The organism is Empedobacter tilapiae (assembly GCF_004785645.1).
Taxonomy (GTDB): Bacteria; Bacteroidota; Bacteroidia; order Flavobacteriales; family Weeksellaceae; genus Empedobacter; species Empedobacter tilapiae.
This window is the reverse complement of sequence record NZ_SRPE01000005.1, coordinates 122,896-146,170: the sequence shown is the minus strand read 5'-3', so window position 1 is coordinate 146,170 and position 23,275 is coordinate 122,896. Positions and strand designations below refer to the sequence as shown.

General features: G+C 28.4%; 23 protein-coding genes. 16 read left to right on the top strand and 7 right to left on the bottom strand.

The window, feature by feature from the left end; translation table 11 throughout:
- Positions 1-68 precede the first annotated feature (68 nt).
- The 7 genes from E4J94_RS08185 to panB form a co-directional block, all read right to left on the bottom strand.
- Positions 69-845 carry a GLPGLI family protein gene (locus E4J94_RS08185; protein ID WP_135835342.1) on the bottom strand — a complete coding sequence of 259 codons (777 nt, stop codon included), beginning with the start codon at positions 843-845 and terminating at the stop codon, positions 69-71.
- Positions 846-985: 140 nt separating this feature from the next.
- Complete coding sequence (pncA, locus tag E4J94_RS08180) at positions 986-1,588, bottom strand: bifunctional nicotinamidase/pyrazinamidase (protein WP_135835341.1); 603 nt, start codon at positions 1,586-1,588, stop codon at positions 986-988.
- 148 nt (positions 1,589-1,736) lie between these two features.
- Entirely contained in the window at positions 1,737-2,522 is a 786-nt protein-coding gene (locus E4J94_RS08175) for a GLPGLI family protein (protein ID WP_135835340.1), read from the bottom strand.
- A 108-nt stretch (positions 2,523-2,630) separates the two neighbouring features.
- On the bottom strand, positions 2,631-3,623 hold the full coding sequence (locus E4J94_RS08170; RefSeq protein ID WP_135835339.1) for a glycosyltransferase family 2 protein: 993 nt from the start codon (positions 3,621-3,623) through the stop codon (positions 2,631-2,633).
- A gap of 12 nt (positions 3,624-3,635) precedes the next feature.
- Positions 3,636-4,496: a lysophospholipid acyltransferase family protein gene (locus tag E4J94_RS08165; protein ID WP_135835338.1), complete on the bottom strand. Its 861-nt coding sequence runs from the start codon at positions 4,494-4,496 to the stop codon at positions 3,636-3,638.
- Between the two features lie 24 nt (positions 4,497-4,520).
- Positions 4,521-5,204: an RluA family pseudouridine synthase gene (locus E4J94_RS08160; RefSeq protein WP_135835337.1), complete on the bottom strand. Its 684-nt coding sequence runs from the start codon at positions 5,202-5,204 to the stop codon at positions 4,521-4,523.
- A 71-nt stretch (positions 5,205-5,275) separates the two neighbouring features.
- On the bottom strand, positions 5,276-6,091 hold the full coding sequence (panB, locus tag E4J94_RS08155; RefSeq protein ID WP_135835336.1) for a 3-methyl-2-oxobutanoate hydroxymethyltransferase: 816 nt from the start codon (positions 6,089-6,091) through the stop codon (positions 5,276-5,278).
- Between the two features lie 246 nt (positions 6,092-6,337).
- Here panB and E4J94_RS08150 point away from each other — a divergent pair, with 246 nt between their 5' ends.
- The 16 genes from E4J94_RS08150 to E4J94_RS08075 all read left to right on the top strand — a co-directional run bounded on the left by E4J94_RS08150 (position 6,338) and on the right by E4J94_RS08075 (position 23,275).
- The gene (locus E4J94_RS08150; RefSeq protein ID WP_135835335.1) at positions 6,338-7,504 is read left to right on the top strand and encodes a nucleotide sugar dehydrogenase; all 1,167 of its coding nucleotides are present in this window, start codon (positions 6,338-6,340) and stop codon (positions 7,502-7,504) included.
- A 23-nt stretch (positions 7,505-7,527) separates the two neighbouring features.
- Positions 7,528-8,574, top strand: a complete 1,047-nt coding sequence (gene rfbB / locus E4J94_RS08145; protein ID WP_135835334.1) for a dTDP-glucose 4,6-dehydratase — start codon at positions 7,528-7,530, stop codon at positions 8,572-8,574.
- Between the two features lie 60 nt (positions 8,575-8,634).
- Positions 8,635-9,495 carry an ABC transporter permease gene (locus E4J94_RS08140; RefSeq protein WP_135835333.1) on the top strand — a complete coding sequence of 287 codons (861 nt, stop codon included), beginning with the start codon at positions 8,635-8,637 and terminating at the stop codon, positions 9,493-9,495.
- A 17-nt stretch (positions 9,496-9,512) separates the two neighbouring features.
- Positions 9,513-10,790, top strand: a complete 1,278-nt coding sequence (locus tag E4J94_RS08135) for an ABC transporter ATP-binding protein (protein WP_135835332.1) — start codon at positions 9,513-9,515, stop codon at positions 10,788-10,790.
- Between the two features lie 116 nt (positions 10,791-10,906).
- Positions 10,907-11,776, top strand: a complete 870-nt coding sequence (locus E4J94_RS08130) for a formyltransferase family protein (RefSeq protein ID WP_135835331.1) — start codon at positions 10,907-10,909, stop codon at positions 11,774-11,776.
- 1 nt (position 11,777) lies between these two features.
- Positions 11,778-12,923, top strand: coding sequence for a dTDP-4-amino-4,6-dideoxygalactose transaminase (gene rffA / locus E4J94_RS08125; protein WP_135835330.1), 1,146 nt, complete (start codon positions 11,778-11,780; stop codon positions 12,921-12,923).
- A complete protein-coding gene (locus E4J94_RS08120; RefSeq protein WP_135835329.1) occupies positions 12,916-14,088 on the top strand; it encodes a TDP-N-acetylfucosamine:lipid II N-acetylfucosaminyltransferase in 1,173 nt (390 codons plus the stop codon). Before rffA ends, E4J94_RS08120 begins: the two co-directional genes overlap by 8 nt.
- Positions 14,078-15,040 (top strand): glycosyltransferase family 2 protein, encoded by a 963-nt coding sequence (locus E4J94_RS08115; RefSeq protein WP_168801844.1) that lies wholly within the window; start codon positions 14,078-14,080, stop codon positions 15,038-15,040. Before E4J94_RS08120 ends, E4J94_RS08115 begins: the two co-directional genes overlap by 11 nt.
- An 8-nt stretch (positions 15,041-15,048) precedes the next feature.
- Positions 15,049-15,840, top strand: a complete 792-nt coding sequence (locus E4J94_RS08110; RefSeq protein WP_135835327.1) for a glycosyltransferase family protein — start codon at positions 15,049-15,051, stop codon at positions 15,838-15,840.
- An 80-nt stretch (positions 15,841-15,920) separates the two neighbouring features.
- Positions 15,921-16,832 (top strand): glycosyltransferase family 2 protein, encoded by a 912-nt coding sequence (locus E4J94_RS08105; RefSeq protein ID WP_135835326.1) that lies wholly within the window; start codon positions 15,921-15,923, stop codon positions 16,830-16,832.
- Positions 16,833-17,175: 343 nt separating this feature from the next.
- Complete coding sequence (locus E4J94_RS08100; protein WP_221411285.1) at positions 17,176-18,390, top strand: phosphoethanolamine transferase; 1,215 nt, start codon at positions 17,176-17,178, stop codon at positions 18,388-18,390.
- A 42-nt stretch (positions 18,391-18,432) separates the two neighbouring features.
- On the top strand, positions 18,433-19,539 hold the full coding sequence (gene glf, locus E4J94_RS08095; protein ID WP_135835324.1) for a UDP-galactopyranose mutase: 1,107 nt from the start codon (positions 18,433-18,435) through the stop codon (positions 19,537-19,539).
- Positions 19,540-19,553: 14 nt separating this feature from the next.
- The gene (locus E4J94_RS08090) at positions 19,554-20,537 is read left to right on the top strand and encodes a glycosyltransferase family 2 protein (protein ID WP_135835323.1); all 984 of its coding nucleotides are present in this window, start codon (positions 19,554-19,556) and stop codon (positions 20,535-20,537) included.
- 6 nt (positions 20,538-20,543) lie between these two features.
- Positions 20,544-21,701 (top strand): glycosyltransferase family 4 protein, encoded by a 1,158-nt coding sequence (locus E4J94_RS08085; protein WP_135835322.1) that lies wholly within the window; start codon positions 20,544-20,546, stop codon positions 21,699-21,701.
- An 8-nt stretch (positions 21,702-21,709) separates the two neighbouring features.
- A complete protein-coding gene (locus tag E4J94_RS08080) occupies positions 21,710-22,705 on the top strand; it encodes a glycosyltransferase family 2 protein (protein ID WP_135835321.1) in 996 nt (331 codons plus the stop codon).
- Between the two features lie 147 nt (positions 22,706-22,852).
- Positions 22,853-23,275: an acyltransferase gene (locus E4J94_RS08075; RefSeq protein ID WP_135835320.1), complete on the top strand. Its 423-nt coding sequence runs from the start codon at positions 22,853-22,855 to the stop codon at positions 23,273-23,275.

Below are 23,275 nucleotides of genomic sequence, written 5' to 3'. Positions count from 1 at the left end.
TTTAACTCTTTTAGAAGAGTTTTAATCATCATCAGTCAAAAAAAACTGATGATGATTTTATGAAAAGCTTATTTGGTATCTATACCGCTGTTCATTTGTTCTTGCATTTTTTTCTGTATCTCAATTACAATTTTCATAAATTGATCTTGTGTCACAACTTCTCCTTTTGTAGGTAAAGCTATTTTCAATTCTTTTTCAGAAATTTTTAAATCTTTCAACGTGTAGATTAATTTAGCCCCATTTGCTTCAAATTCGGCTTTTATAATCAAACCAGGTAATCCAGCTAAAGAAGTTGGACCATCTTTTATAGGGATTTCTGGTGCATACCAAGCAGTTACAGGAATAGAATCCATCATAACACCTTCTGCTTTTGTTGCTTTGTAACCAGCTATATCGGTTTTTTCACGAGATATTTTCCATTTAAAATCTGGAATTTGATCTTTAATCAAATATTGTTTCACACCCATATCAACTTCTTTGTAATATAAATTTGGTGTTATAGTAAAGTCTTTATAAGTTGGTTTATTATCCATAGCAGCCATTTGTTGGGCAATAAATCCTAATCCACCTTGACCATTATTTACTTTTTCTTCTAATGTGAAAGTAGAATACTTAGAATTACTTTTTAAAAAATAAGTCATAAAAATTCCTGCATCAATTTCAGCTTTCAGCATTCCTCCAACTTGAGCTCGATATGCTTCTGGAATTGTTTTCATGGTTTTTTCGTAATCCATTTTAACTTCCATTACATAAGTTGCATCAATATTTTGTATTTTATTGTCTTGTGCAATAGAAATTGTAGTTGTAATAATTCCTAAGGCAAATGTTAAGATAGCTTTTTTCATAATTGTTGTATTTGTCTAATTAGTCTGCTTTTGTAGACGAATGTTACAGAGAATTTTTGAATTTATTCTAAAAAATAAAATGTCATTCAAAAAGTTAAGGTTTTTCAAATGACATTTGTATTCAGCGATTTATTGTTTAGTTATAATAAATACGTCGAGACATTTCCTCCTTTTTTTATAAAATCTTCTTTTAGTTCATCAAAAAGGTCTTGATTAATAGCCTTTGTAGTTCCTTCTAAAATATATGTTGTATAACCTAATGTTAAAGCATCTTTTGCAGTGTGGTAAACACAATAATCTGCAGCTAAACCACAAATATAAACACTTGTGATATTGTGATCTTTTAAGAATCCATGTAAACCTGTTGGATTCTTTTTATTTACATCAAAAAAAGCACTGTACGAATCAACTTCTGGATTCATTCCTTTTCGGATAACCGCACTTATTTTATTTTGTTTAATATCTTTGTGTATTTCTGCTCCTTTAGTGCCTTGTATACAATGATCTGGCCACAAAACTTGACGATTACCATTCAACTCAATTACATCGAAAGTATTCTTTTCTAGATGCTGAGAAGCAAAACTTTTGTGATTTGCAGGATGCCAATCTTGGGTTGCAACAACGATATCATATTTTTCTTGTAACTTATTTATACGTTCTATAATTTTATCTCCATCATTTACAGCCAAAGAACCTCCTGGTAGGAAATCGTACTGCATATCTACGATGATTAAAGCTTTCATAGTATTTTTATTTATTAAGATTAATTTAGTACTAAATATAAGTTTTTAAAATGTGAATAAAACAAAATATATGTAAAAAATATTCAATTTTAAGCGATTACAATTCAGACTATTGTTAGAAATCATTCATAAATAAAATAATTTATTTCTAATCTTTTTTATCAATTCCTTCAGAACGCATTTGTTTAAAACGTTCCATTTGTTTTTCCATTAATGTTTTATATTCATTATCTGAAATAATGTTTTTATCTTTAGGTTTTTCTAAAGGTTTAAGATTAGGCATTTCTTTTACTTCTATAGCTCGCATAATATTACTTTCTATACCTTTATTTTTCGTATTTTTAATTTCAACTTCTAAGATCAAACCAGGTAAGCCATCATACATTCCAGGACCATCCTTCACTGGAATATTTGGAGTATACCATGCAGTTGCGGTTGTAGTACTATCTACAATAGAAGTTGCTTTTCTCACATCAAATCCTAAAATTTTTTTTGTTTCACGAGATAATTGCCATTTGTAATCTTTTAATTGGTCTTTTATGGTATAAGATTTATCCATCAATTTCACGCTTTTGTAATATTCTTTTGAAGATAAATTTTTGTATAAACCGCTTCCAGAATCTCCAAAACTAATACTAATACGCATTCCTCCTGAATGTTGTTGATTGTCTATTTTTTCTATTTTTTTGTAAGTTGTTTCGTTGTCAAAAACAGTTAATAAAAAATCTTTCGGTTCTTGCATATCTTTGATCATATTATCATAAACATCTTTAGGAATTGAACTTGATTTCCCATTTGATGAAAAGTTTATAGAACTTTTAAATTCATCAGGATTTACTTTAACAACTTCTTGATAAGTAACTTCTAATTTTTGGGCTAAAACTGAAGTAGAAAGTATCGTGCAATAGGTTAATAATGTTAATATTGTTCTCATTGTAGTTTAATTTGATTACAATGATATGAAAAGTTTTTGATTCTACAAAAATAGAATCAAAAATTTGCAAAAATTTATGAATTGATTTAAAGTGTATTAAAACAATAATTATTTCAAATCTTTAAAATATTGGCGTTTTTGTATGAAATATTGAAAAGGTAATAATTTTTTATCTGAATAGTTTTTTGATTGATGTTGTTGACGTTTTTTATACATTTTTGTAAAACCAAAATAAAAATGCATATGTGATAAGAAAACAGCCCAAACATGTGGAAGTCCTTGTTTTGGTAAAAAAGCAATAGCAGCAATTCCGTCCATAGAAAGACGTGTGAAAAGCATTGGGAAAAGTTTGTTAGCAGGTAGATTTTTAAGCATCATCCACAAACTATTTCGGTAATTCAAATACCATTTTTTTGGATTTGCTTTATCTAAAGTAGCGCCACCCAAATGATAAACAGTTGATTCTCCACAATAATAAATTTTTCGTCCAGCATTGTTTAATCGCCAACATAAATCAATTTCTTCCATGTGTGCAAAGAATTCTTCATCAAAACCATTTTGTTCAAAGAAATCTTTCTTTCGGATAAAGAGACTCGCGCCAGTTGCCCAAAAAATTTGAGTTGTATCGTTGTATTGTCCTTTATCTTTTTCTAAAGTAGAGAAAATACGTCCACGACAAAATGGATAACCAAATTTATCGATGAAACCTCCTCCAGCGCCTGCATATTCAAAATATTCTTTGTTTTTGTAGTCTAATATTTTGGGTTGAATAGCAGCAATGTCAGGATTATTGTTAAATAATTTTTCAATTGGTTCTATCCAATTTTCAGTTACTTCAACATCCGAATTTAATAAACAGAAATACTCTGCATCAATGTATTTTAAACCTTTATTATAACCTTGTGCAAAACCATAATTTTCTTTGTTATGAATGACTTTTACAGAAGGAAATTGAGTTTTCAACAATTGGATAGAGTTGTCAGTCGACGCGTTATCAATTACATATATTTCTGCGTTTTTAGAATTGTTAATAACTGAAGGTAAAAATTGAGGCAATAATTTCTCGCCATTCCAATTTAAGATTGCAATTGCTGTTTTCATGAATATTTAAAATTACAAATCGGCATATTTCCAACGTTTGTGGCTCCAAAGCCAATTATCTGGATGTTGTTGAATGGTTTGTTCTAAATGATGAAAAAATTGATGAACAATTTCATTTTCTTCAAATTTTTCTTGTTGAGGTTGTAGTCGAATAAAGGTTGTGTGATAATGACCGCGTTTTATTTTTTCGGTTTGACAAAATACAACTCCCATATCTTTACGACGTGCAATCTTATCAAAACCATTAAAAACAGGCGTTTTTTGATTTAGAAAATCAATAAAGTAATGAACAGCCGATTGTTTTGGACTTTGATCTGCGACAAATAAATATGCTAATTCTCCATCATTTGGAGCTTTCATCATAAAACGCAACACATCTTTCATGTCTAACGCTTTTGTCCCGAAACGACTACGCATAGCATTGATTTTATCGTTCCAAAAAGGATTTCTAATTTTATGATAGACAGCTGCACTTTCTTTTGTTGGTAAATGTTTCACCGTTCCAATAAACCATTCCCAATTGAAAATGTGCCCGCACATCATCATTACATCTCGTTTTTCAGTTTTTATTTCATTAAAAACGTCGAGATTAGAATATGTAAATCGTTTGTCCAATTCTTCTTGAGAAATAGAAAAACTTTTTAAGGTTTCGACCAAATAATCACAAAAATTAGCATAGAATTTTTTGTGAATTTCTTTGATTTCTTCGTGAGATTTTTCAGGAAAAGAATTTTCTAAATTTGTTCTAATGACACGTCTTCTATAACCAATAACAGTATATAGCAGAAAGAACAGGAAGTCTGAAAATCTGTATAAAACCGAAAGAGGTAAACGTGAAATTTGATAAATTATGAAATAAAAAATGCTATTCATTTGACAAACAAATAAGAGACAAATTTACGAATTAAATTTGTTCGTTGCTTGCCAAATTGCATCTTTCGGGACTGGAGCTATGATTGTAATTTCTTCTTTTTTGACAGGATGCTCAAATGTAATGCGATGTGCATGTAAACAAATACTTCCGTCAGGATTAGAACGTTTCGCGCCATATTTCAAATCACCTTTGATAGGGCAACCAACAGAAGAAAGTTGCGCACGAATTTGATGCGAACGACCTGTAAATAATTTCACTTCAACACAATGAAAAGTATCCAAAGCGCCTAAATAAGTGTATTCTAGAATTGCTTTTTTTGCATCAGCAGTTGGTTTAGAATAAACAGTTGTTTTATTATTTTTTGGATTTTTCTTTAGATAATGCTCTAAACGCTCAAAATTTTTTGGCGGTTTACTTTGTATAATGGCACGATAAATTTTGTCAATATTTCGTTTCTGAAACATTTCGTTCATTCGTGTTAAAGCTTTCGAAGTTTTAGCAAAAATCAACACACCAGAAGTTGGTCGATCTAAACGGTGGACCAATCCTAAGAAAACATTTCCTGGTTTATTATCGCGTTTTTTTATATAGTCCTTCAGACTGTCGATAAGCGGAATGTCTCCCGTTTCGTCTCCTTGTGCTAATTCACCTGCTTTTTTGTTAATGATTAACAAATGATTGTCTTCGAATAAAATTTCTGGATTCATGTTTGAGTATTGTTTGAAAATTTTTGAGCGCCGAGAAGAAACGTTCAACACTCAAAACTTTCAACTAAAATTTAATATTGTTCATTTGCGTTTGGAAAATTACCAGATTTTACATCGGTAACATATTGTCCAATTGCTTGATGAATTTGATCTTCTAAGTTTAAATATTTACGAACAAATTTTGGTTTGAATTCGTTATTAAGCCCTAACATATCGTGTACAACTAGAACTTGTCCATCACAATTAGAACCTGCTCCAATTCCGATAGTAGGAATATTAATCGCCGCAGTAACTTTAGAAGCTAAATCAGCAGGAATTTTCTCCATTACCAAAGAAAAACATCCTAATTCTTCTAGTAATTTTGCGTCATTGATTAATTTTTCTGCTTCTTCATCTTCTTTTGCACGAACTTTATAAGATCCAAATTGATAGATAGATTGTGGTGTAAGTCCTAAATGTCCCATTACTGGAATTCCAGCATTTACAATACGACGAATAGATTCTTCAATTTCTTTTCCTCCTTCTAATTTGATTGCGTGTGCACCAGATTCTTTCATAATTCGAACTGAAGATTCTAAAGCTTTTTGTGGATCAGATTGATAAGTTCCGAAAGGTAAATCAACAACTACTAAAGCTCGTTTTGCACCACGAACCACACATTGAGCATGGTAAATCATTTGATCTAATGTGATAGGTAAAGTAGTCTCGTGACCAGCCATTACATTTGCAGCAGAATCGCCAACTAAAATAATTTCAGTCCCAGCAGCATCTACAAGAGAAGCAATGGTAAAATCATAAGCTGTTAACATCGAAATTTTTTCACCTTGAAATTTCATGTTACGAATAGTTTCGGTAGTAATTCGTTTTATTTCTTTATTTACAGACATTGTGTTTAAATTTGATTTGTTGTAAAGTTAATTTGAATATTAAGACCTAACTAATTTTGTTCGAAATTTTTCGAAAGAGAAATTAAATTTAATCTAATAATTGATTCATTGATAGGTTAATAGTGATTTTTTATTGTGTTAGCGAATGATTAGATTGGTTATTACCTCATTTTTAGTAAATTGATATTTATATTGAGAGAATTTCACTAAATTTGTTCTCTTAAACTAATTTATAAATAACCATAAATGAAAATAGCAATAGTAGGGACAGGCTATGTAGGTCTGTCTAATGCGATTTTATTAGCTCAGCATAACGAGGTAGTCGCATTAGATGTTGTTCCAGAAAAGATTGCAATGCTCAATGCAAAAAAATCTCCAATAGAAGATGCTGAAATAAAAGATTTTTTGCAGAATAAAGCCCTTAATTTTGTAGCAACTTTAGACAAAGAAACTGCGTATGCAAATGCAGAATATGTTATTGTTGCAACGCCTACAGATTATGATCCAAAAACGAATTATTTCAATACATCAAGTGTAGAATCGGTTGTAAAGGATGTCAAACAACACAATCCAAACGCGATAGTAATCATAAAATCGACAGTTCCAGTAGGTTTTGTTGAAGATTTAAAATCACGATTAGATTATCAAAATATTCTTTTTTCTCCAGAATTTTTAAGAGAAGGAAAGGCATTGTATGATAATTTATATCCATCAAGAATTATTATTGGAGAGCAGAGTGAAAGAGCCGAAATATTTGCTAATTTGTTGAAAGAAGGTGCAGTTAAGAAAGATATTCCGACGTTGTTTACACATTCAACAGAAGCAGAAGCAATCAAATTATTTTCGAATACTTATTTAGCATTGCGTGTTGCTTACTTTAATGAGTTAGATAGTTATGCACAAACTTTTAATTTAGATAGCAAGCAAATTATCGAAGGAGTTGGTTTAGATCCTCGTATTGGTTCGCATTACAACAATCCATCTTTTGGATATGGAGGCTATTGTTTACCAAAAGATACAAAGCAATTGTTAGCGAATTATGATGCGGTTCCAAATAATATTATTCAAGCAATTGTAGATGCAAATAGAACTCGAAAAGATTTTATTGCAGATTCTATCATTGCAAAAGATCCAAAAAAAGTTGGAGTTTACCGCTTGATTATGAAATCTGGATCAGATAATTTTAGAGCATCAGCAATTCAAGGAGTAATGAAACGAATCAAAGCAAAAGGAATAGAGGTTGTAGTTTATGAACCAGTTTTGAAGGAAGATTCTTTCTTTGGATCGAAAGTGATAAAAGATTTTGAAGCTTTTAAACAAGAGTGTGACGTGATTATCTCGAATCGAAATGCACCTGAATTAGCAGATGTAAAAGAGAAAGTTTATACACGCGATTTATTTGGTAACGACTAAAAATAACGACTATTAAAAATACTATGAATACTATTTTAATTACAGGTGGAGCTGGTTTTATCGGTTCCCACGTTGTAAGAGAATTTGTCTTAAAATATCCTGAAACAAAAATCATCAATCTTGATGCGTTGACGTATGCAGGAAATTTAGAGAATTTGAAAGACATCGAAAGTAAATCAAATTACGAATTTGTAAAAGCTGATATTACTGACGCAAAACATATTTTAGAAGTTTTTAAACAACATCAACCAGACGGTGTTATTCATTTAGCTGCCGAATCCCACGTGGATCGTTCAATTACGAATCCGTTGGATTTTGTAATGACAAATGTGATTGGAACAGTGAATTTGTTGAATGCAGCAAAAACAATTTGGAACAATAATTTCGAAGGAAAACGTTTTCATCATGTTTCGACAGATGAGGTTTTCGGAGCTTTGGGAGATGAAGGATTCTTTACGGAAGAAACATCGTATGATCCGCATTCACCTTATTCGGCATCAAAAGCATCTTCAGATCATTTTGTGAGAGCATATCATGATACTTACGGTTTACCAATTGTAATGACGAATTGTTCAAATAATTATGGACCAAACCATTTTCCAGAAAAATTGATTCCATTGTGTATTCATAATATTTTAAACGGAAACCCACTTCCAATTTATGGAGATGGAAAATATACACGTGATTGGTTATTCGTGATCGATCATGCCAAAGCGATTGATTTAGTTTTTCATGAAGGAAAAAATGGAGGTTCTTACAATGTAGGAGGTTTTAATGAGTGGAAAAACATCGATTTGGTGAAAGAATTGTGTAAGCAAATGGACGAAAAGTTAGGAAAAGAAGCAGGAACTTCGGAGCAATTGATCACATTTGTAAAAGATCGTCCAGGACACGATTTACGTTACGCGATTGATGCAACAAAAATCAACGAAGAGTTAGGCTGGAAACCAAGTGTGACTTTTGAGCAAGGTTTGAGTCTAACAATAGATTGGTTTTTATTTAACAAAGAATGGTTGGATAATGTGACATCTGGCGATTACCAAAACTATTACGAAAAACAGTATAATTAAATAATATTAGGTTCTGGAAAAAGAACCTAAAATTTTAAACAACCTAAATTTATTTATTTTATGAGTTTAAACTCAGAAACAAATCAGAGTTGGTCGCAAGTTATTGAATCCAAATCATCTTTGTATTCTTTGAACTTAAAAGAAGTTTGGAGGTATAGAGATTTGGTTTATATGCTTGTTAAACGTGATTTTGTCACTTCTTTTAAACAAACTATTTTAGGGCCTTTGTGGTTTTTTATCAATCCAATATTTACGACAATTATGTATGTGATTGTGTTTGGTAATATTGCTAATTTATCAACAGATGGAGCTCCTAAAATTCCTTTTTATTTATCTGGAGTTATTCTTTGGAACTATTTTTCATCTTGTTTAAATAATACCTCAAATGTATTTAGAGGAAATGCATCCATTTTTGGAAAAGTTTATTTTCCTCGCTTAGTAATGCCATTGGCTATTGTAACATCTAATTTGATGCAATTTGCTGTCCAATACGGCTTGTTTTTAGCTTTCTTGTTGTATTACTTTATTGTAGATGGTAATGTACATCCTAATTTATGGGTGTTAGCAACGCCATTTTTGATTATTCTGATGGCTGCTTTTGCAATGGGAACAGGAATGATTTTTTCTTCTATGACGACAAAATATAAAGATTTATCGATGCTATTGAGTTTCGGAGTTTCTTTGTATATGTATGTTACACCTGTTGTCTATCCAGTTTCATCAATTCCAGAAAAGTATAGATGGATTGCTGATGTTAATCCTTTGACAGGTATTTTTGAATGTTTCAAATATGCTTACTTGGGTGTAGGAGATTTTAATTTAGGTATGTTGTTGTATTCTACTTTTTTCATTTTAGTTACATTAATGATAGGAACTATTATCTTTAATAAAGTTGAAAAATCATTTATGGATACTGTTTAATTTTTAAGAATTTAATTATGTCAAAAAATATAGTTTTAGATGTTGAAAATGTTTCGAAACAGTATCGTTTAGGTGAAGTAGGAACAGGATCATTGCAACATGATATCAAACGTTGGTGGGCAAATGTAAGAGGAAAAGAAGATCCTTATCTTAAAATTGGTGAAACAAATGATCGTACGCAAAAAGGAGATTCTGATTATGTTTGGGCGTTAAGAGATATCAATTTTCAAGTGGAACAAGGACAGGCTGTCGGGATTATTGGGCGAAATGGAGCTGGTAAATCAACTTTATTAAAGTTACTTTCTCGTGTTACAAAACCAACTAGAGGATCTATAAAATATAAAGGCCGTATTGCATCTCTATTAGAAGTAGGTACAGGTTTTCATCCTGAAATGACAGGTCGTGAAAATATTTATTTAAACGGAGCTATTCTTGGAATGACGCGTAAAGAAATCACACGCAAGTTTGATGAAATTGTTGATTTTGCAGGAGTAGAGCGTTATATTGATACACCTGTTAAACGTTATTCTTCAGGTATGTATGTACGTTTAGCCTTTGCAGTAGCTGCACATTTAGAATCTGAAATTCTGATTGTAGATGAGGTTCTTGCTGTTGGTGATGCCGAATTTCAAAAGAAATGTCTCGGGAAAATGGGGGATGTGACCAAAGGTGAAGGTAGAACCGTACTTTTTGTAAGTCATAATATTGGAGCGGTTAAAACTCTTTGTGATTCTGGTGTTTATATGAAAAATGGAACTTTAGAATATGTAGGAGAAATTGAAAATACTATTTCTAAATATTTAATAGATACAGCAGGAAGTTTTGATGAACCAATTATTTTGCGAAAAGATAAACTTGGTAATAAAAAAGTAGAAGTTATTGATGTTGTTTTTTTTAATAATCTAAATCAACCTACAGCAGAGATATTGTCAGGAGATTCTCTTAAAATAAAATTTGAATTAGAAAATCATGATAATTTAGATTTAAATAATCTAATTATAGCATGTGGTTTTACTGATAAATATGAAAATAAGATTGTTTCATGGGTTTCAGATGAGATGAATTTAGTTACTAAAAATAATAATGAAATTACTCTAGAGATTCCTAAATTTAATTTACGACCTGAAAATTACTTTTTCACATATCAAATTTCTTATAAGACAACGAATCCTAAAGATTTTTGTGATGTATTAATTAATGCCAAAACAATTTCTGTAATAGAATCTGATTTCTTTAATAGTGGAAAAAAAATAAGACCTGGTAGTTCTCTATTACTTGATGCTAATTTTTATTAACTATTGTACTTTAAAAACATGATTGCAAAATTTAAAAGAGAGATGTTCAAGAGCTTCTTTAATAAAGAAAAAAATCAAGAACTTAATTTTTATATAATGATTAAAATTGATAATTCATGCATACTATAGGATTATATTTATTGGGTAAAAAAGGATTAGATGTTTTAGAAAAATTATCGCAAAAACATTTAGAGAAAATTTTATTTGTTGTTGTTGGTATAGATAGGAATATTCAGTATGATTATAGTGCAGAAATTGAAACTTTATGTAAAAAAAATAATATAAGTTTATATAAAAAAGAAAACACAGATATACCACAATCAACCATACAGTTTGCTATTGGGTGGAAATGGATGATTAAAGAATGTAAAGATTTGATTGTATTACATGATTCGTTATTACCAAAATATAGAGGATTTAATCCTTTAGTCACGGCACTTCTTAATAATGATCAAGAGATAGGTGTTTCGGCAATTAGGGCAAATTTTGAATTTGATAAAGGTAATATTATATTACAAAAATCAATTTTAATAGATTATCCTATAAAAATTAATGATGTAATTGAAAAAATAAGTAATCTATATTCTCAAATAGTTATTGAAATAGTAGAACTTTTAGAAGATGGAGAGTTAATAGAAATAGTTCAAGATGAAATAAAAGCTACATACAGTTTATGGAGAAATGAAGATGATTATTCAATCAATTGGGATCAGTCTTCAGAACAGATTTTAAGATTTGTAGATAGTGTTGGTTTTCCATATAATGGAGCTAAAACTTTGTATGAAAATAGATTTATTCGTATTTTAAATGTCATTTTAATAGAGGAAGTAGAAATCATAAATAGATGTCCTGGAAAGTTTTTATATATTCAAAATGGTAATCCAATTGTTGTCTGTGGCAGTGGTATGTTAAAAATTATAGATGCTGTATATGATGATACGGGAGAAAGAGTAATATTTAATAAATTGAGAATTAAATTAGTATAAAATGACCATACCTTTTAACAAACCATTCATTATTGGTGACGAATTAAAATATATAGAAGAAGCTGTAAAATCAGGTAAAATATCTGGAGACGGTTTATTTACAAAAAAATGCCAGAATTTTTTTGAAGAAAAATATAGTTTTCCAAAAGTATTGCTAACAACATCTTGTACAGATGCTTTAGAAATGGCAGCAATACTTTGTGATATAAAAGAAGGTGATGAGGTTATTGTGCCTAGTTATACTTTTGTTTCTTCAGCTAATGCGTTTGCACTTCGTGGAGCAAAAATTGTTTTTGTAGACTCTTATAGTGATAATCCAAATATTGACCCGAGAGAAATTGAAAAACATATCACACCAAAAACAAAAGTTATTGTTCCTGTTCATTACGCAGGAGTAGCTTGTGATATGGAAGCTATTATGAATTTAGCTAAACAGCATGATATTTTTGTAGTAGAAGATGCCGCCCAAGCAATTGATAGTTATTATACATTCGCTGATGGAACTAAAAAAGCATTAGGTTCAATTGGTCATTTTGCAGCATTCTCTTTTCATGAAACAAAAAATATTATTGCTGGAGAAGGAGGAATGTTGGTTGTTAATGATGAAAAGTATTTTGAACGCGCGGAAATCATAAGAGAAAAAGGAACAAATAGAAGTGCTTTTTTTAGAGGTGAAGTGAATAAATATGGATGGGTAGATTTAGGGTCATCTTTTTTACCTTCAGAAATTATCTCGGCATTCCTATATGCTCAATTAGAAAATTTAGATAAAATCCAAAGCAAACGAATTGATATATGGAATCGTTATATGAATGGATTAAATGATTTAATGGAAAAAGGTGATATTAAACTACCTATAATTCCTAATTATTCAACCAATAACGCTCATATGTTTTACATGGTTTGTAGAAGTTATGAAGAAAGAACAGCGTTAATTAAATATTTAAAAGAGAAAGATATTCTTTCTGTTTTTCATTATTTAAGTCTCAATAAAAGTGATTTTTTCTTAAAAAACAATTTAGAAATAGATATTCCTAATTCAGACAATTTTACTGACAGTCTGTTAAGATTACCATTTTATTATGAATTAACAGAGAAAGAGCAAAATCTTATTATAGAAGAAATAAAAGTCTTTTTTGATGCATAAAATAATTCATATAAGTTCTGATGAGAAATTTATTAATTCAGCATACTACCAATTCGAAAAGGTGTCTCCAAATCAGAATGAGTTTTATATTTATGGAACTATTAGAGAAAATATAAAACATATAAAACTTAACGATACTTTTCATTTTTTTGAATTAAGTCAAAATTTTTTTGAATTATTTAATGATTCAATCATAATTTTTCATTCCTTACCTAATGAATTAATTAAATATCTTCAATTTATTAATAAAAGTAACAAGGTTGTTTGGTTATTGTTCGGTTTTGAAACATATGAAGATAAGCTGTTGTATCCAGATAACGTATTATTAGATACAATAACTTATAAACACTTTAAAACTAAATCGAACAGATTTAGTTTTAAAGAGCAGTTGAAATATTATCTTTTTCCAATCATAAGAAAACTAAAAAGAGATTTATATTACTCAAAACAAGAATATCAAATAATTAGAAGAAACGAGAAGTTAAATAATTTAAAAAGAGTTGATTATTTTGGGTTTGCTTTTGATGAAGAATATAAATTTCAATGTGAATTATTAAATATAAAAAGGCCTTTCTTTTATTTTGGATATTATCCTTTAGAATTTATAGTTAATATTAAAATAGAAATAAAACAAAATAAAAACAAAATAATTATCGGACATTCTGGTTTTCCAAATGGAAATCATTTAGATGTTATAAATAAAATCAAAAATTATAATTTAAGTGATGTAGAAGTTGTAATTCCATTCTCATATGGAGAAAAGAATTATATCAATTTTGTAAAAAATGAAATATCTTCTAAAAATATAGAAGTTACATTTTTGGAAGATTTTATACCACTGAGTGATTATTCTGAATTGTTGAATGATGTTAAAATTGCGATTCTTAATAATAGAAGACAACAAGCAATTGGTAATATAATAACATTAATTTATTTCGGAGCTAAGGTTTTTTTAAGTGAAAAGAATACGTTTTATCAATTTTTAAAAAGACAAAATATAATTATTTATAATTATGAGAATGAGTTAAATGATAATTCTATTAATTTTGAATTAACAAAAGAAGAAATGATTTTTAATAAACAAAAAATGATTGAATTATTTTCAGAAAAGAAACTTTTGTCAGGGTTACAATCTTCAATAGAAAATGGAAAAAATGGAAAATAAGGTATCGCCTCTAGTTTCAATCATCATTCCTACCTATAATCGAGCAGATTTAATAGGTGAAACATTAGATTCGATTATTGGGCAAACTTACCAAAATTGGGAATGTATTGTGGTAGATGACGGAAGTACAGATCATACTGAGGAAATTTTATCAAGCTACATAAAAAAAGACAATAGAATTTCTTACCATAAACGTCCAAGTGTATATAAATCAGGAGGAAATGGGGCACGTAACTACGGATTTGATATTTCAAAAGGTGAATATATCAATTGGTTTGATAGCGATGATGTGATGGTTGATACATTTGTTTCTGATAAGATAAACAATATTAAGAATAATGATATTATTATTTGTTCACACTTTACAGTTAATTCTGAATTGGAAATAATCAAGCGGTATGACATAGTGATTGAGAATAATATTTTATATGATTATATGATCTGGGGTGAAAATTTTAATGTTTTGACACCTAGTATACTATTTAAAAAAGAATTCCTAGTTAAGGGGAGTTTTAAATTTAATGAAAAAATATTAAGAGGTCAAGAAGCAGAATTTTTAATTAATATTTTTTCGAAGACTATAAATATATTAAAGTTTGAAATAATTAATAAACCTCTATTTTATTATAGACAACATTCAAATACAAAGACATTTGAGTACAATAAACAATTAAATAAGTTTAATTATTCTTTATTATATACATTTTTTCAAAAGTATTTTATTTCAAAAGAATTTAATTTTCTCTTATTGAAGAATGATACTTTATTTCATTTAAAAAATTTATCTATTAAAGTAATCAAAGAAAGAGAATTTAAGAATCTTCTATTTATTTGTGAACAATTATTAAAAATAAGAACTCCTGAGGCTATATTACTATCAAGTTCACTTATCGGATTATTTTTAATAGATAAAACGCCAAAGATAATTTTAAATAAATGGGAAAAATTATAAAGTAAAGTATGTTTAAAAGAATTAAAAATCATTTAACTTTTTTATACTATCAGTATTTGATAAGAACGAATTCTTTAATAAAAAAACAAAGAAAAGATTCACTATCAATACCTATTCTTATTATCAATTTTAATCAATTATTTTATTTAAAACAACTTGTTAATTTTCTTCTAAAAAGAGGATTTGAAAATATCATAATCATTGATAATAAATCTACATATCCTCCTTTGTTAGAATATTATAAACAAATAGAAAATCAAGTTACAGTAGAATATATGCAAAAAAATGCTGGACATATGGTATTTTTTGAGAATAAAGAACTACAGAAAAAATATGGGCAAGGCTACTATGTTATAACAGATGCAGATATTGTTCCAAATGATAATCTACCAAAAGACTTTATGGCTATAATGTTAAGTTACTTAGATAAGTATTTTAAAACAATAACTAAAGTAGGTTTTGCATTAAAAATTGATGATATACCAGATCATTTTCCATTAAAAGAAAAGGTTTTGAAATGGGAAAGAAAATTTTGGAATCATGAAATAGAAAAAAATATTTATAAGGTAGATCTTGATACTACTTTTGCATTATATAAACCTAATTATCCTTGTTTTTTTGATAATATATCATTTTATAATGGAATAAGAATCTCAAATTTATTTATTGCTAAACATGGAGGGTGGTATAAGGATTTTAATAATTTAACTCATGAAGAAAAATTTTATCAAAAAACAGCAAATGATTCAAGTTCTTGGAATATAAATAAAACAGGAGGTCTTGTAGGAGATAAATATTAACGAATTTAAAGTGATTTTTTTAAAATATAAAGTACAAAAAAATCTTATTAAATATTCAATAAGGTTAGCTACATATAAAAATGAAAACAAAATTAGCCATAATAATACCCTATTATAAAATTACGTTTTTTGATAAATGTTTAAAATCATTAGCAAATCAAACGAATAAAAATTTTAATTTATATATTGGTAACGATAATAGTCCAAATGATCCAATAGAAATAATAGAAAGATACTCTGATAGTATTCAAATTTCTTATCAAAAATTTGAAGATAATTTAGGTAAAGATAATCTTGTTTTTCAATGGGATAGATGCATTAAGCTATCTAAACAAGAAGAATGGTTAATGATACTTGGAGACGATGACACTCTTGAGCCAAATGTAATTGAGGAATTTTATAGTATCAATGATAATAAACTAGAAAACATAGAAGTAATTCGTTTAGCTTCTCGAGAGATTAATGAAAAAGATGAATCAATTACTGAATTGTATTCTAATCCTGAATTAGAATTAGCGAAAGATTTTTTTCTTAGATGTCAAAATGGAAAAGGACGATGTACCTTAACAGAGCATTTTTTTACAAGAAAAGCTTATCTAAAACATGGTTTTAAAAATTTTCCAGTTGCTTTTGGTAGTGATAATGTAGCTTGGTTAGAGTTTCCAGATATGGGAAACGTTTTGGGTATTAATAATGCGATTGCTAATATTAGGATTTCATCTGAGAACCTTTCTTCAATTAAAGATAGGCAGCTAGGTTTTAAAAGAGTTGAAGGGTATTATAGATACTATAGATATATTATTAAAGCTTTAGGAAATTATTTCTCTCTAGAAGAAAAAGATTTTATTCTTAACAGAGCATATTTTCGTTTGAGAATTTTTAATAGAAGTAATATAGAGGCTATTGATTTTGTATTATTTATGATTGGTCAAATAGGTTTTAAAAGAACTCTTGGAATAATTAAAAGAAATCGAAATCGAAATGAAAAATAGTTTATTATTTCTATAATCAACACTTACACATTAAACAATGAAACCAACAAAAAAAATACTATACTTTTTATCATTTTTTTCACTAATTATTTACATTTTCGGTTTTCTATTTTCTTATGACTATCTTATATCAGATTTATCTTCTAAAGTAAATAGATTTAGTTCAATTCGAAGCATAGCAGAATATGGTTTAATGTATATCTCATTTCTTGTATTCTGTGTTTTCTTGTATAAAAATAAGTATACAAAGATATTTTCATTTATACTTTTATTTTTAGTTTCAATTAACTCGTTTATATCATATTGTTGTTATTTTGTTTATGGCTCTGGTTTCAATATAGGAATGGCTGTTAGTGTTTTGGATTCAAATATAGCTGAAGCGATGAATATGGTGACAAGTTATATTGCTCCATTATGTATTGCTTTAGTTATGTTAGGAATTAATATTATTCTTGTTATTAAATGTTCAAAATATTTGACAAATAAATATTTAAAACTATTTTCTATAATTTGGATAGTACTTCCTGGAATTTTTTTACTTAAACATCATTTTATAGGTGCAAAAGGAGGTAGTCCAATGGTGAAAAATACATTTTATCATTTCAGAGATTTTAAAGGAGCGTATGAGCTACAAAAGCGTATGAATGGAGTGAAAGATAATGTTGTAAATTATACGTATAAGAAATCTCATGAAGGAATTGAAAATTTAATTGTGTTGATAGGAGAATCTGGAAGACGTCAGAATATGTCATTGTATGGTTATTCTCGTAACACAACTCCTGAACAATTGAAAGAAAAAGAAAATATGTATATTTTCAAGGATGCCAATTCTCCAGCAGGTATAACAAATTTAAGTATACCTTTAACGATGAGTCTTATAGAGCCGGATCATTTCGAGAATGATTTTGAGAAAATGTCAGATAATGTAATTAATTTAGCTAATAATTATGGGTACAATACGACATGGTTATCAACACAGAATAATATAAAAGGAGTAACAGAAATCGCTTCTTTCTCAAAAAATAAAATGTGGATTAATGGATATGATGTCGAAATTTTACCACAATTGAAAGAAACTCTTCAAAAGAAAGGAAAAAAACTAATTTTATTACATATAAATGGGAGTCATCCTAATCCCTGTTTAAGATACCCAGATAATGAAACGTATTTTAATGAAGATAATGAGTTTGATTGTTATGATAATTCAATTCATTATACAGATCGTTTAATAGGGCAGATATTCAAAGAGTTAAAAGGGAAAAATGCAGCACTTGTTTATTTTACAGATCATGGTTTAAAGCAAAATGATGGTAAATTAATACATACAGATTCTAAAGAATCTACAAAAGTTCCATTTTATGTTTGGTTTGCAAGAAAAGAACAACAAAATTCTTATAACTTTACTAAACCTACGGATAAACCTGTTTCTATCATGTACTTATATCCTTTAGTCATGAATTTAATTGGTTTAGATGAGGTTAAACTAGATAAAATTGAAGAGAATAAATATTTACGTCTTAACCATTCATCTGTTTTATATAAAGATTTAAATGATTAAGATGTTAATGATAACTTTATCAAGTATTAATAACTAACAACTATGAAAAAAGAATACGATTATTTAATAATAGGAAGTGGTTTGTTCGGAGCGATATTCGCGCACGAAATGACAAAGCAAGGTAAAAAGTGCTTGGTGATAGAGCGTAGAAATCATATCGCTGGAAATGTCTATACCGAAAAAGTTGAAGGAATAAATGTACATAAATATGGTGCTCATATTTTTCACACGAGTAATAAAGTTGTTTGGGATTATGTCAATTCTTTTGTAGAATTTAATCGATATACTAATTCACCAATTGCCAATTATAAAGGAGAATTGTACAATCTTCCTTTTAATATGAATACGTTTTATCAGCTTTGGGGTGTAAAAACTCCACAAGAAGCTTTCGAGAAAATAGAAGAACAAAGAGCAGAATATAAACATATTACAGAGCCTAAAAACTTAGAAGAACAAGCTTTGGTTTTAGGTGGAAAAGATATTTATGAAAAACTTATAAAAGGTTATACAGAGAAACAGTGGGGAAGACCAGCTACAGAAATTCCAGCATTTATCATTAGACGTTTACCTTTTAGATTTACATTTGATAATAATTATTTTAACGATACTTATCAAGGGATTCCAATTGGCGGCTATACAGCTCTTGTAGAAAAAATGTTGGAAGGGATTGAAATAAAGCTAAATGTAGATTATTTTTCGGATAAAGAAAACTTAGATTCACTTGCGAATAATGTAGTTTACACAGGTAAAATTGATGAATATTTTGATTATCAATTTGGTCATTTGGATTATAGAAGTTTAAGATTTGAAAATGAAATTTTAGATCAACCAAATTACCAAGGAAATGCTGTTGTTAATTATACAGAAAGTCAAATTCCATTTACGAGAATTATAGAACATAAACATTTCGAATTTGGTACGCAGCCGAAAACAATTATTACAAGAGAAAATCCACAAGATATGACCGAAGGTCAAGAAGCTTATTACCCAATAAACGATGAGAAAAATCAAATTGTTTATGAAAAATATAAACAATTAGCAGATCAACTGTCAAACGTTATTTTTGGAGGAAGATTAGCAGAGTACAAATATTACGACATGCACCAAGTCGTTGCAAGAGCTTTGGAAGTTGTAGAATCACAAAACTAGAACAAAACTAGAAAATGAATAAATTATTAACTATCATAATACCTATTTACAATACCCAAGAATATTTATGTAAGTGCTTGGATTCACTGATTATAAAAGAACAATTATTCTCTTTAGTAGAAATACTTTTGATTATTGATGGTAGTCCTGATAATTCTCTATCAATAGCACAAGAGTATGAAGAAAAATATCCGCAAAACTTTGTTGTGATTAACAAAGAAAATGGGGGATATGGTTCTGTTTTAAAAAGAGGAATAAAAGAAGCAAAGGGAAAATATTGTAAAGTATTAGATTCTGACGATTGGTATGACAAACAAGAATTTGAAAAATTTGTAAATGAATTACAACTGATTAATTCTGATGTTATTGTAACGGATTTTGTAAAAGAATTTGTTTTCGAAAATAGAGAGGAGCTTCAGACTTTACCTCATTTAAAAAACAATCAAGTTTATCAACTTGATGAAGAAATAAATAAGTTAGAAGGTGATGTTTTTGTGATGCATCGTTTGACATATAAAACTGAAATTTTGAGAAAATCAGAAATAGATTTCCCAGAAAAAGTATTCTATACAGATACACTTTTTGCCTCAATTCCACTATTTTTTGCAAAAGATTTATATTATACAAATTTGCAGTTATATCGTTATTTTATAGGAAGAGATGGACAAACGATTGCGCCTGAAAGTATTCGTAAGAATAGAAAAAGTGTAGAAACTGTTATTAGGTATTATTACCAAAAATATTTAGAAAATAAATCGAATTTATCAAAAAATAAAAATGAATTTACAATAAAATCTCTGAAAAATTTGGTAGAAATGTATTACAGAATTCTACATCATATGTCTTTTTCTGATGCAAATAAAGAATTAGCAGAGTGGCATAAATTCGTAAAGAAAACAGCTAACTATAAAGATTTTTCTCAAAGTAAAATGATAAAATATTATAATATATTACCTTACTTTATTTTCAGATACACATCTTTTATTTGGAGTAAATAGATTATAATGAAAATAGCATACTTTTTTCCAAATCTGAAAGATTCTGCAGGTACAGAACGAATGCTGAATGTAAAAGCAAATTATTTGGCTGATGTACTTCATCATGAGGTTACCATTATAACTTATAGTCAATTTGAAGATCCTATATTTTTCGAGTTTAGTGAGAAGATAAGATTTGTACATTTTAACATTCCTGATCCAACTTCAAAACTGAAAGGTTTAGGTTATTGGGAAAAGAGAAAACAGTATAAAGAGTTTATGACAACTTATCGCCAAAAAGTAGAAGAATATTTTTACAATAATCTAACTGATATTGCGATCTCGATGTATTTTGGTGCAGAACACAAGTTTTTACCACTTATAAAAGACGGTAGTAAAAAAATAATGGAATATCATTTTCATTTTGATATTACTCCACTTAGTAAAAAATTAAAAGAAAAATGGTCTGTCAAAAATCTGAAGATGAAAATTCAGACTTATCTTTTTCAGAAAACACTAAATAAATATGACAAAATAATTGTTTTAACAGAGCAAGATCAGGAAGAATGGGGAAGATATTTTTCTAATATTATTAATATTCCAAATCCGATTACAATTAATCCAATTAAAGCAAATACTGAATTAGAGAAAGTTTTGGCGGTAGGACGATTTACTTATCAAAAAGGGTTTAACTATCTAATTGATGCATGGGCAATTGTAAATAAAGATTTTCCAAATTGGCAATTGGATATCTATGGATCAGGAGAATTAGAAGAAGAGTTAAAGCTTCAAGTTAAAGAATTAAATTTAGAGAATAGTGTGAATATTTTCAAACCTAGGAAAGATATTAATCAAGTGTTTTCTGAGCATTCCATTTTTGCTTTGAGTTCCCGTTTCGAAGGATTTCCATTGGTGCTTATAGAGGCATTATCTTGTGGTTTAGCTCCTGTTGCGTTTGAATGTAAGAATGGACCTAAGCAAATGATGGGCGATAGTCAATTAAATGATTTTTTAGTAACCCCGTTTGATGTGGATAATTTTGCAGAAAGTTTAAAAACATTAATATCAAACAAAGAATTAAGACTTCAAATGTCTGAAGAAGCGATAAAGGTGTCAAAAAAATATGAACTTGAAAACATTATGAGTATTTGGGAGAGTACTTTTTTGAAATTATTAAATAAATAATCTGAATCATGAATATTCTTATCAAAAGCTATTATCGTCCATATTTGTTAGATCGTTGTTTGAAAAGTATATACGAAAAGGTGAATGACGCAAATGATTTGGAAATAATTGTTTTGGATGATGGAACACCGCAAAAATATCTTGATAAAATAAAGGAAAAATATCCTAATGTAGAATTTAAATTTTCTAGTTATAGAAATGAAAAAATAGAAAAATTAAATAGACATCTTCAAGGAATTGAACAATATCATGATACTCGAATTCCTACAGACTTGTGGTACAATGCAATTGCAGAATCCTCGGAAATATTAATCATTACTGAAGATGATGTTTGGTTTGTAGATAATTTTGATATGCCTTTTTATGCAAATGAGATGGAGAAATATGGTTCGCAAATTTTAAAGATGGGACGTGATATTACTGAAACAATTAATTATTCATTAACTGAAACAATTGCGTATCATAATCCGAAGTATATTATAAAATCTCAGAAGCTTTACAATATTTTACTAAACAATAGTTTTGATATTAGGAATAAATTGACTAAACTTAATTTACTTCCTAAACATTGGAGGAATGAGCTATGGAAGATGTATGATATTCCAATGGCTATGATGCGTAAAGATTATTTATTATATATCTGGAAAGATAAATATAAGAGAGTTGTTGAAGATCTTCAGCTTGCAAATGCTGTTGGTTGGGATATAAAGACAAAAGGAACGACTAAGTATACACTTTTGAAAAATCGTGTTATGGAAACTTCTTATTGTTCTTCTGCTTCTTTTAATGCGTTCAATATTGAAGAAAATTTTGATTTAATAAAATTCAACTATATATTGAATGAACTTTGGTATAATGATGAATTCAATTCTTATGAGAATCATCCAAATGATTTTTCAATAGAATATATTTATGATATATTGAAAAAGAATGACAGTTCTTCATTTGCTGATAAATGGAAAAAATGGACTGAAGGATTTAAGGAGATGCATAAAGAGTCCTAACATATAAAATTATTTATAGAAAACATGTTGAATAAAATAGTACAACTAATTTTTAAGATAAAGATTAAACTTAATAAGCTATATTTTTTATCTCATAAGAATATTATAATAGGAAAAAAATTCAAACTTGGTGATAATACTACTTTAATGGTTCACGATACATCAAGAACAGAATTTGGAAATTTTATTGATATCAGACATGGATTTAATTTAGTTGTTGGGAGAAATGCTTTTTTAAAATTATCTGATCATGTTATTATGAACAACAATTGCTCTATTAATTGTTTGGAGAATATTGTAATAGGAGAAAATACATTAATAGGAGAAGGGGTAAAGTTTTATGATCATAATCATAAATATAATTCTGTAGAAGTATCCCATAAAGAGTTTACAACGGCTCCAATAATTATTGGGAAAAACTGTTGGCTTGGTGCTAATGTAGTAGTTTTAAAAGGAGTAACAGTAGGAGATAATGTAATCATTGGAGCGGGCTGTGTTGTCCATAAAGATATTCCTTCAAATACAATCATTGTGAATAAACAAGAGCATTTAATTCAAGCTAAACAATAG

What these genes read in the sequence shown, in the direction of transcription:
- E4J94_RS08085 (WP_135835322.1), top strand. Translation starts at nt 20,544, where the DNA reads ATGAAAATAGCATACTTTTTTCCAAATCTGAAAGATTCTGCAGGTACA.
- pncA (WP_135835341.1), bottom strand. Translation starts at nt 1,588, where the DNA reads ATGAAAGCTTTAATCATCGTAGATATGCAGTACGATTTCCTACCAGGA.
- E4J94_RS08120 (WP_135835329.1), top strand. Translation starts at nt 12,916, where the DNA reads ATGCATAAAATAATTCATATAAGTTCTGATGAGAAATTTATTAATTCA.
- E4J94_RS08115 (WP_168801844.1), top strand. Translation starts at nt 14,078, where the DNA reads ATGGAAAATAAGGTATCGCCTCTAGTTTCAATCATCATTCCTACCTAT.
- E4J94_RS08160 (WP_135835337.1), bottom strand. Translation starts at nt 5,204, where the DNA reads ATGAATCCAGAAATTTTATTCGAAGACAATCATTTGTTAATCATTAAC.
- E4J94_RS08150 (WP_135835335.1), top strand. Translation starts at nt 6,338, where the DNA reads ATGAAAATAGCAATAGTAGGGACAGGCTATGTAGGTCTGTCTAATGCG.
- E4J94_RS08075 (WP_135835320.1), top strand. Translation starts at nt 22,853, where the DNA reads ATGGTTCACGATACATCAAGAACAGAATTTGGAAATTTTATTGATATC.
- E4J94_RS08080 (WP_135835321.1), top strand. Translation starts at nt 21,710, where the DNA reads ATGAATATTCTTATCAAAAGCTATTATCGTCCATATTTGTTAGATCGT.
- E4J94_RS08090 (WP_135835323.1), top strand. Translation starts at nt 19,554, where the DNA reads ATGAATAAATTATTAACTATCATAATACCTATTTACAATACCCAAGAA.
- E4J94_RS08185 (WP_135835342.1), bottom strand. Translation starts at nt 845, where the DNA reads ATGAAAAAAGCTATCTTAACATTTGCCTTAGGAATTATTACAACTACA.
- rffA (WP_135835330.1), top strand. Translation starts at nt 11,778, where the DNA reads ATGACCATACCTTTTAACAAACCATTCATTATTGGTGACGAATTAAAA.
- E4J94_RS08135 (WP_135835332.1), top strand. Translation starts at nt 9,513, where the DNA reads ATGTCAAAAAATATAGTTTTAGATGTTGAAAATGTTTCGAAACAGTAT.
- panB (WP_135835336.1), bottom strand. Translation starts at nt 6,091, where the DNA reads ATGTCTGTAAATAAAGAAATAAAACGAATTACTACCGAAACTATTCGT.
- E4J94_RS08130 (WP_135835331.1), top strand. Translation starts at nt 10,907, where the DNA reads ATGCATACTATAGGATTATATTTATTGGGTAAAAAAGGATTAGATGTT.
- E4J94_RS08100 (WP_221411285.1), top strand. Translation starts at nt 17,176, where the DNA reads ATGGCTGTTAGTGTTTTGGATTCAAATATAGCTGAAGCGATGAATATG.
- rfbB (WP_135835334.1), top strand. Translation starts at nt 7,528, where the DNA reads ATGAATACTATTTTAATTACAGGTGGAGCTGGTTTTATCGGTTCCCAC.
- glf (WP_135835324.1), top strand. Translation starts at nt 18,433, where the DNA reads ATGAAAAAAGAATACGATTATTTAATAATAGGAAGTGGTTTGTTCGGA.
- E4J94_RS08165 (WP_135835338.1), bottom strand. Translation starts at nt 4,496, where the DNA reads ATGAATAGCATTTTTTATTTCATAATTTATCAAATTTCACGTTTACCT.
- E4J94_RS08140 (WP_135835333.1), top strand. Translation starts at nt 8,635, where the DNA reads ATGAGTTTAAACTCAGAAACAAATCAGAGTTGGTCGCAAGTTATTGAA.
- E4J94_RS08110 (WP_135835327.1), top strand. Translation starts at nt 15,049, where the DNA reads ATGTTTAAAAGAATTAAAAATCATTTAACTTTTTTATACTATCAGTAT.
- E4J94_RS08170 (WP_135835339.1), bottom strand. Translation starts at nt 3,623, where the DNA reads ATGAAAACAGCAATTGCAATCTTAAATTGGAATGGCGAGAAATTATTG.
- E4J94_RS08175 (WP_135835340.1), bottom strand. Translation starts at nt 2,522, where the DNA reads ATGAGAACAATATTAACATTATTAACCTATTGCACGATACTTTCTACT.
- E4J94_RS08105 (WP_135835326.1), top strand. Translation starts at nt 15,921, where the DNA reads ATGAAAACAAAATTAGCCATAATAATACCCTATTATAAAATTACGTTT.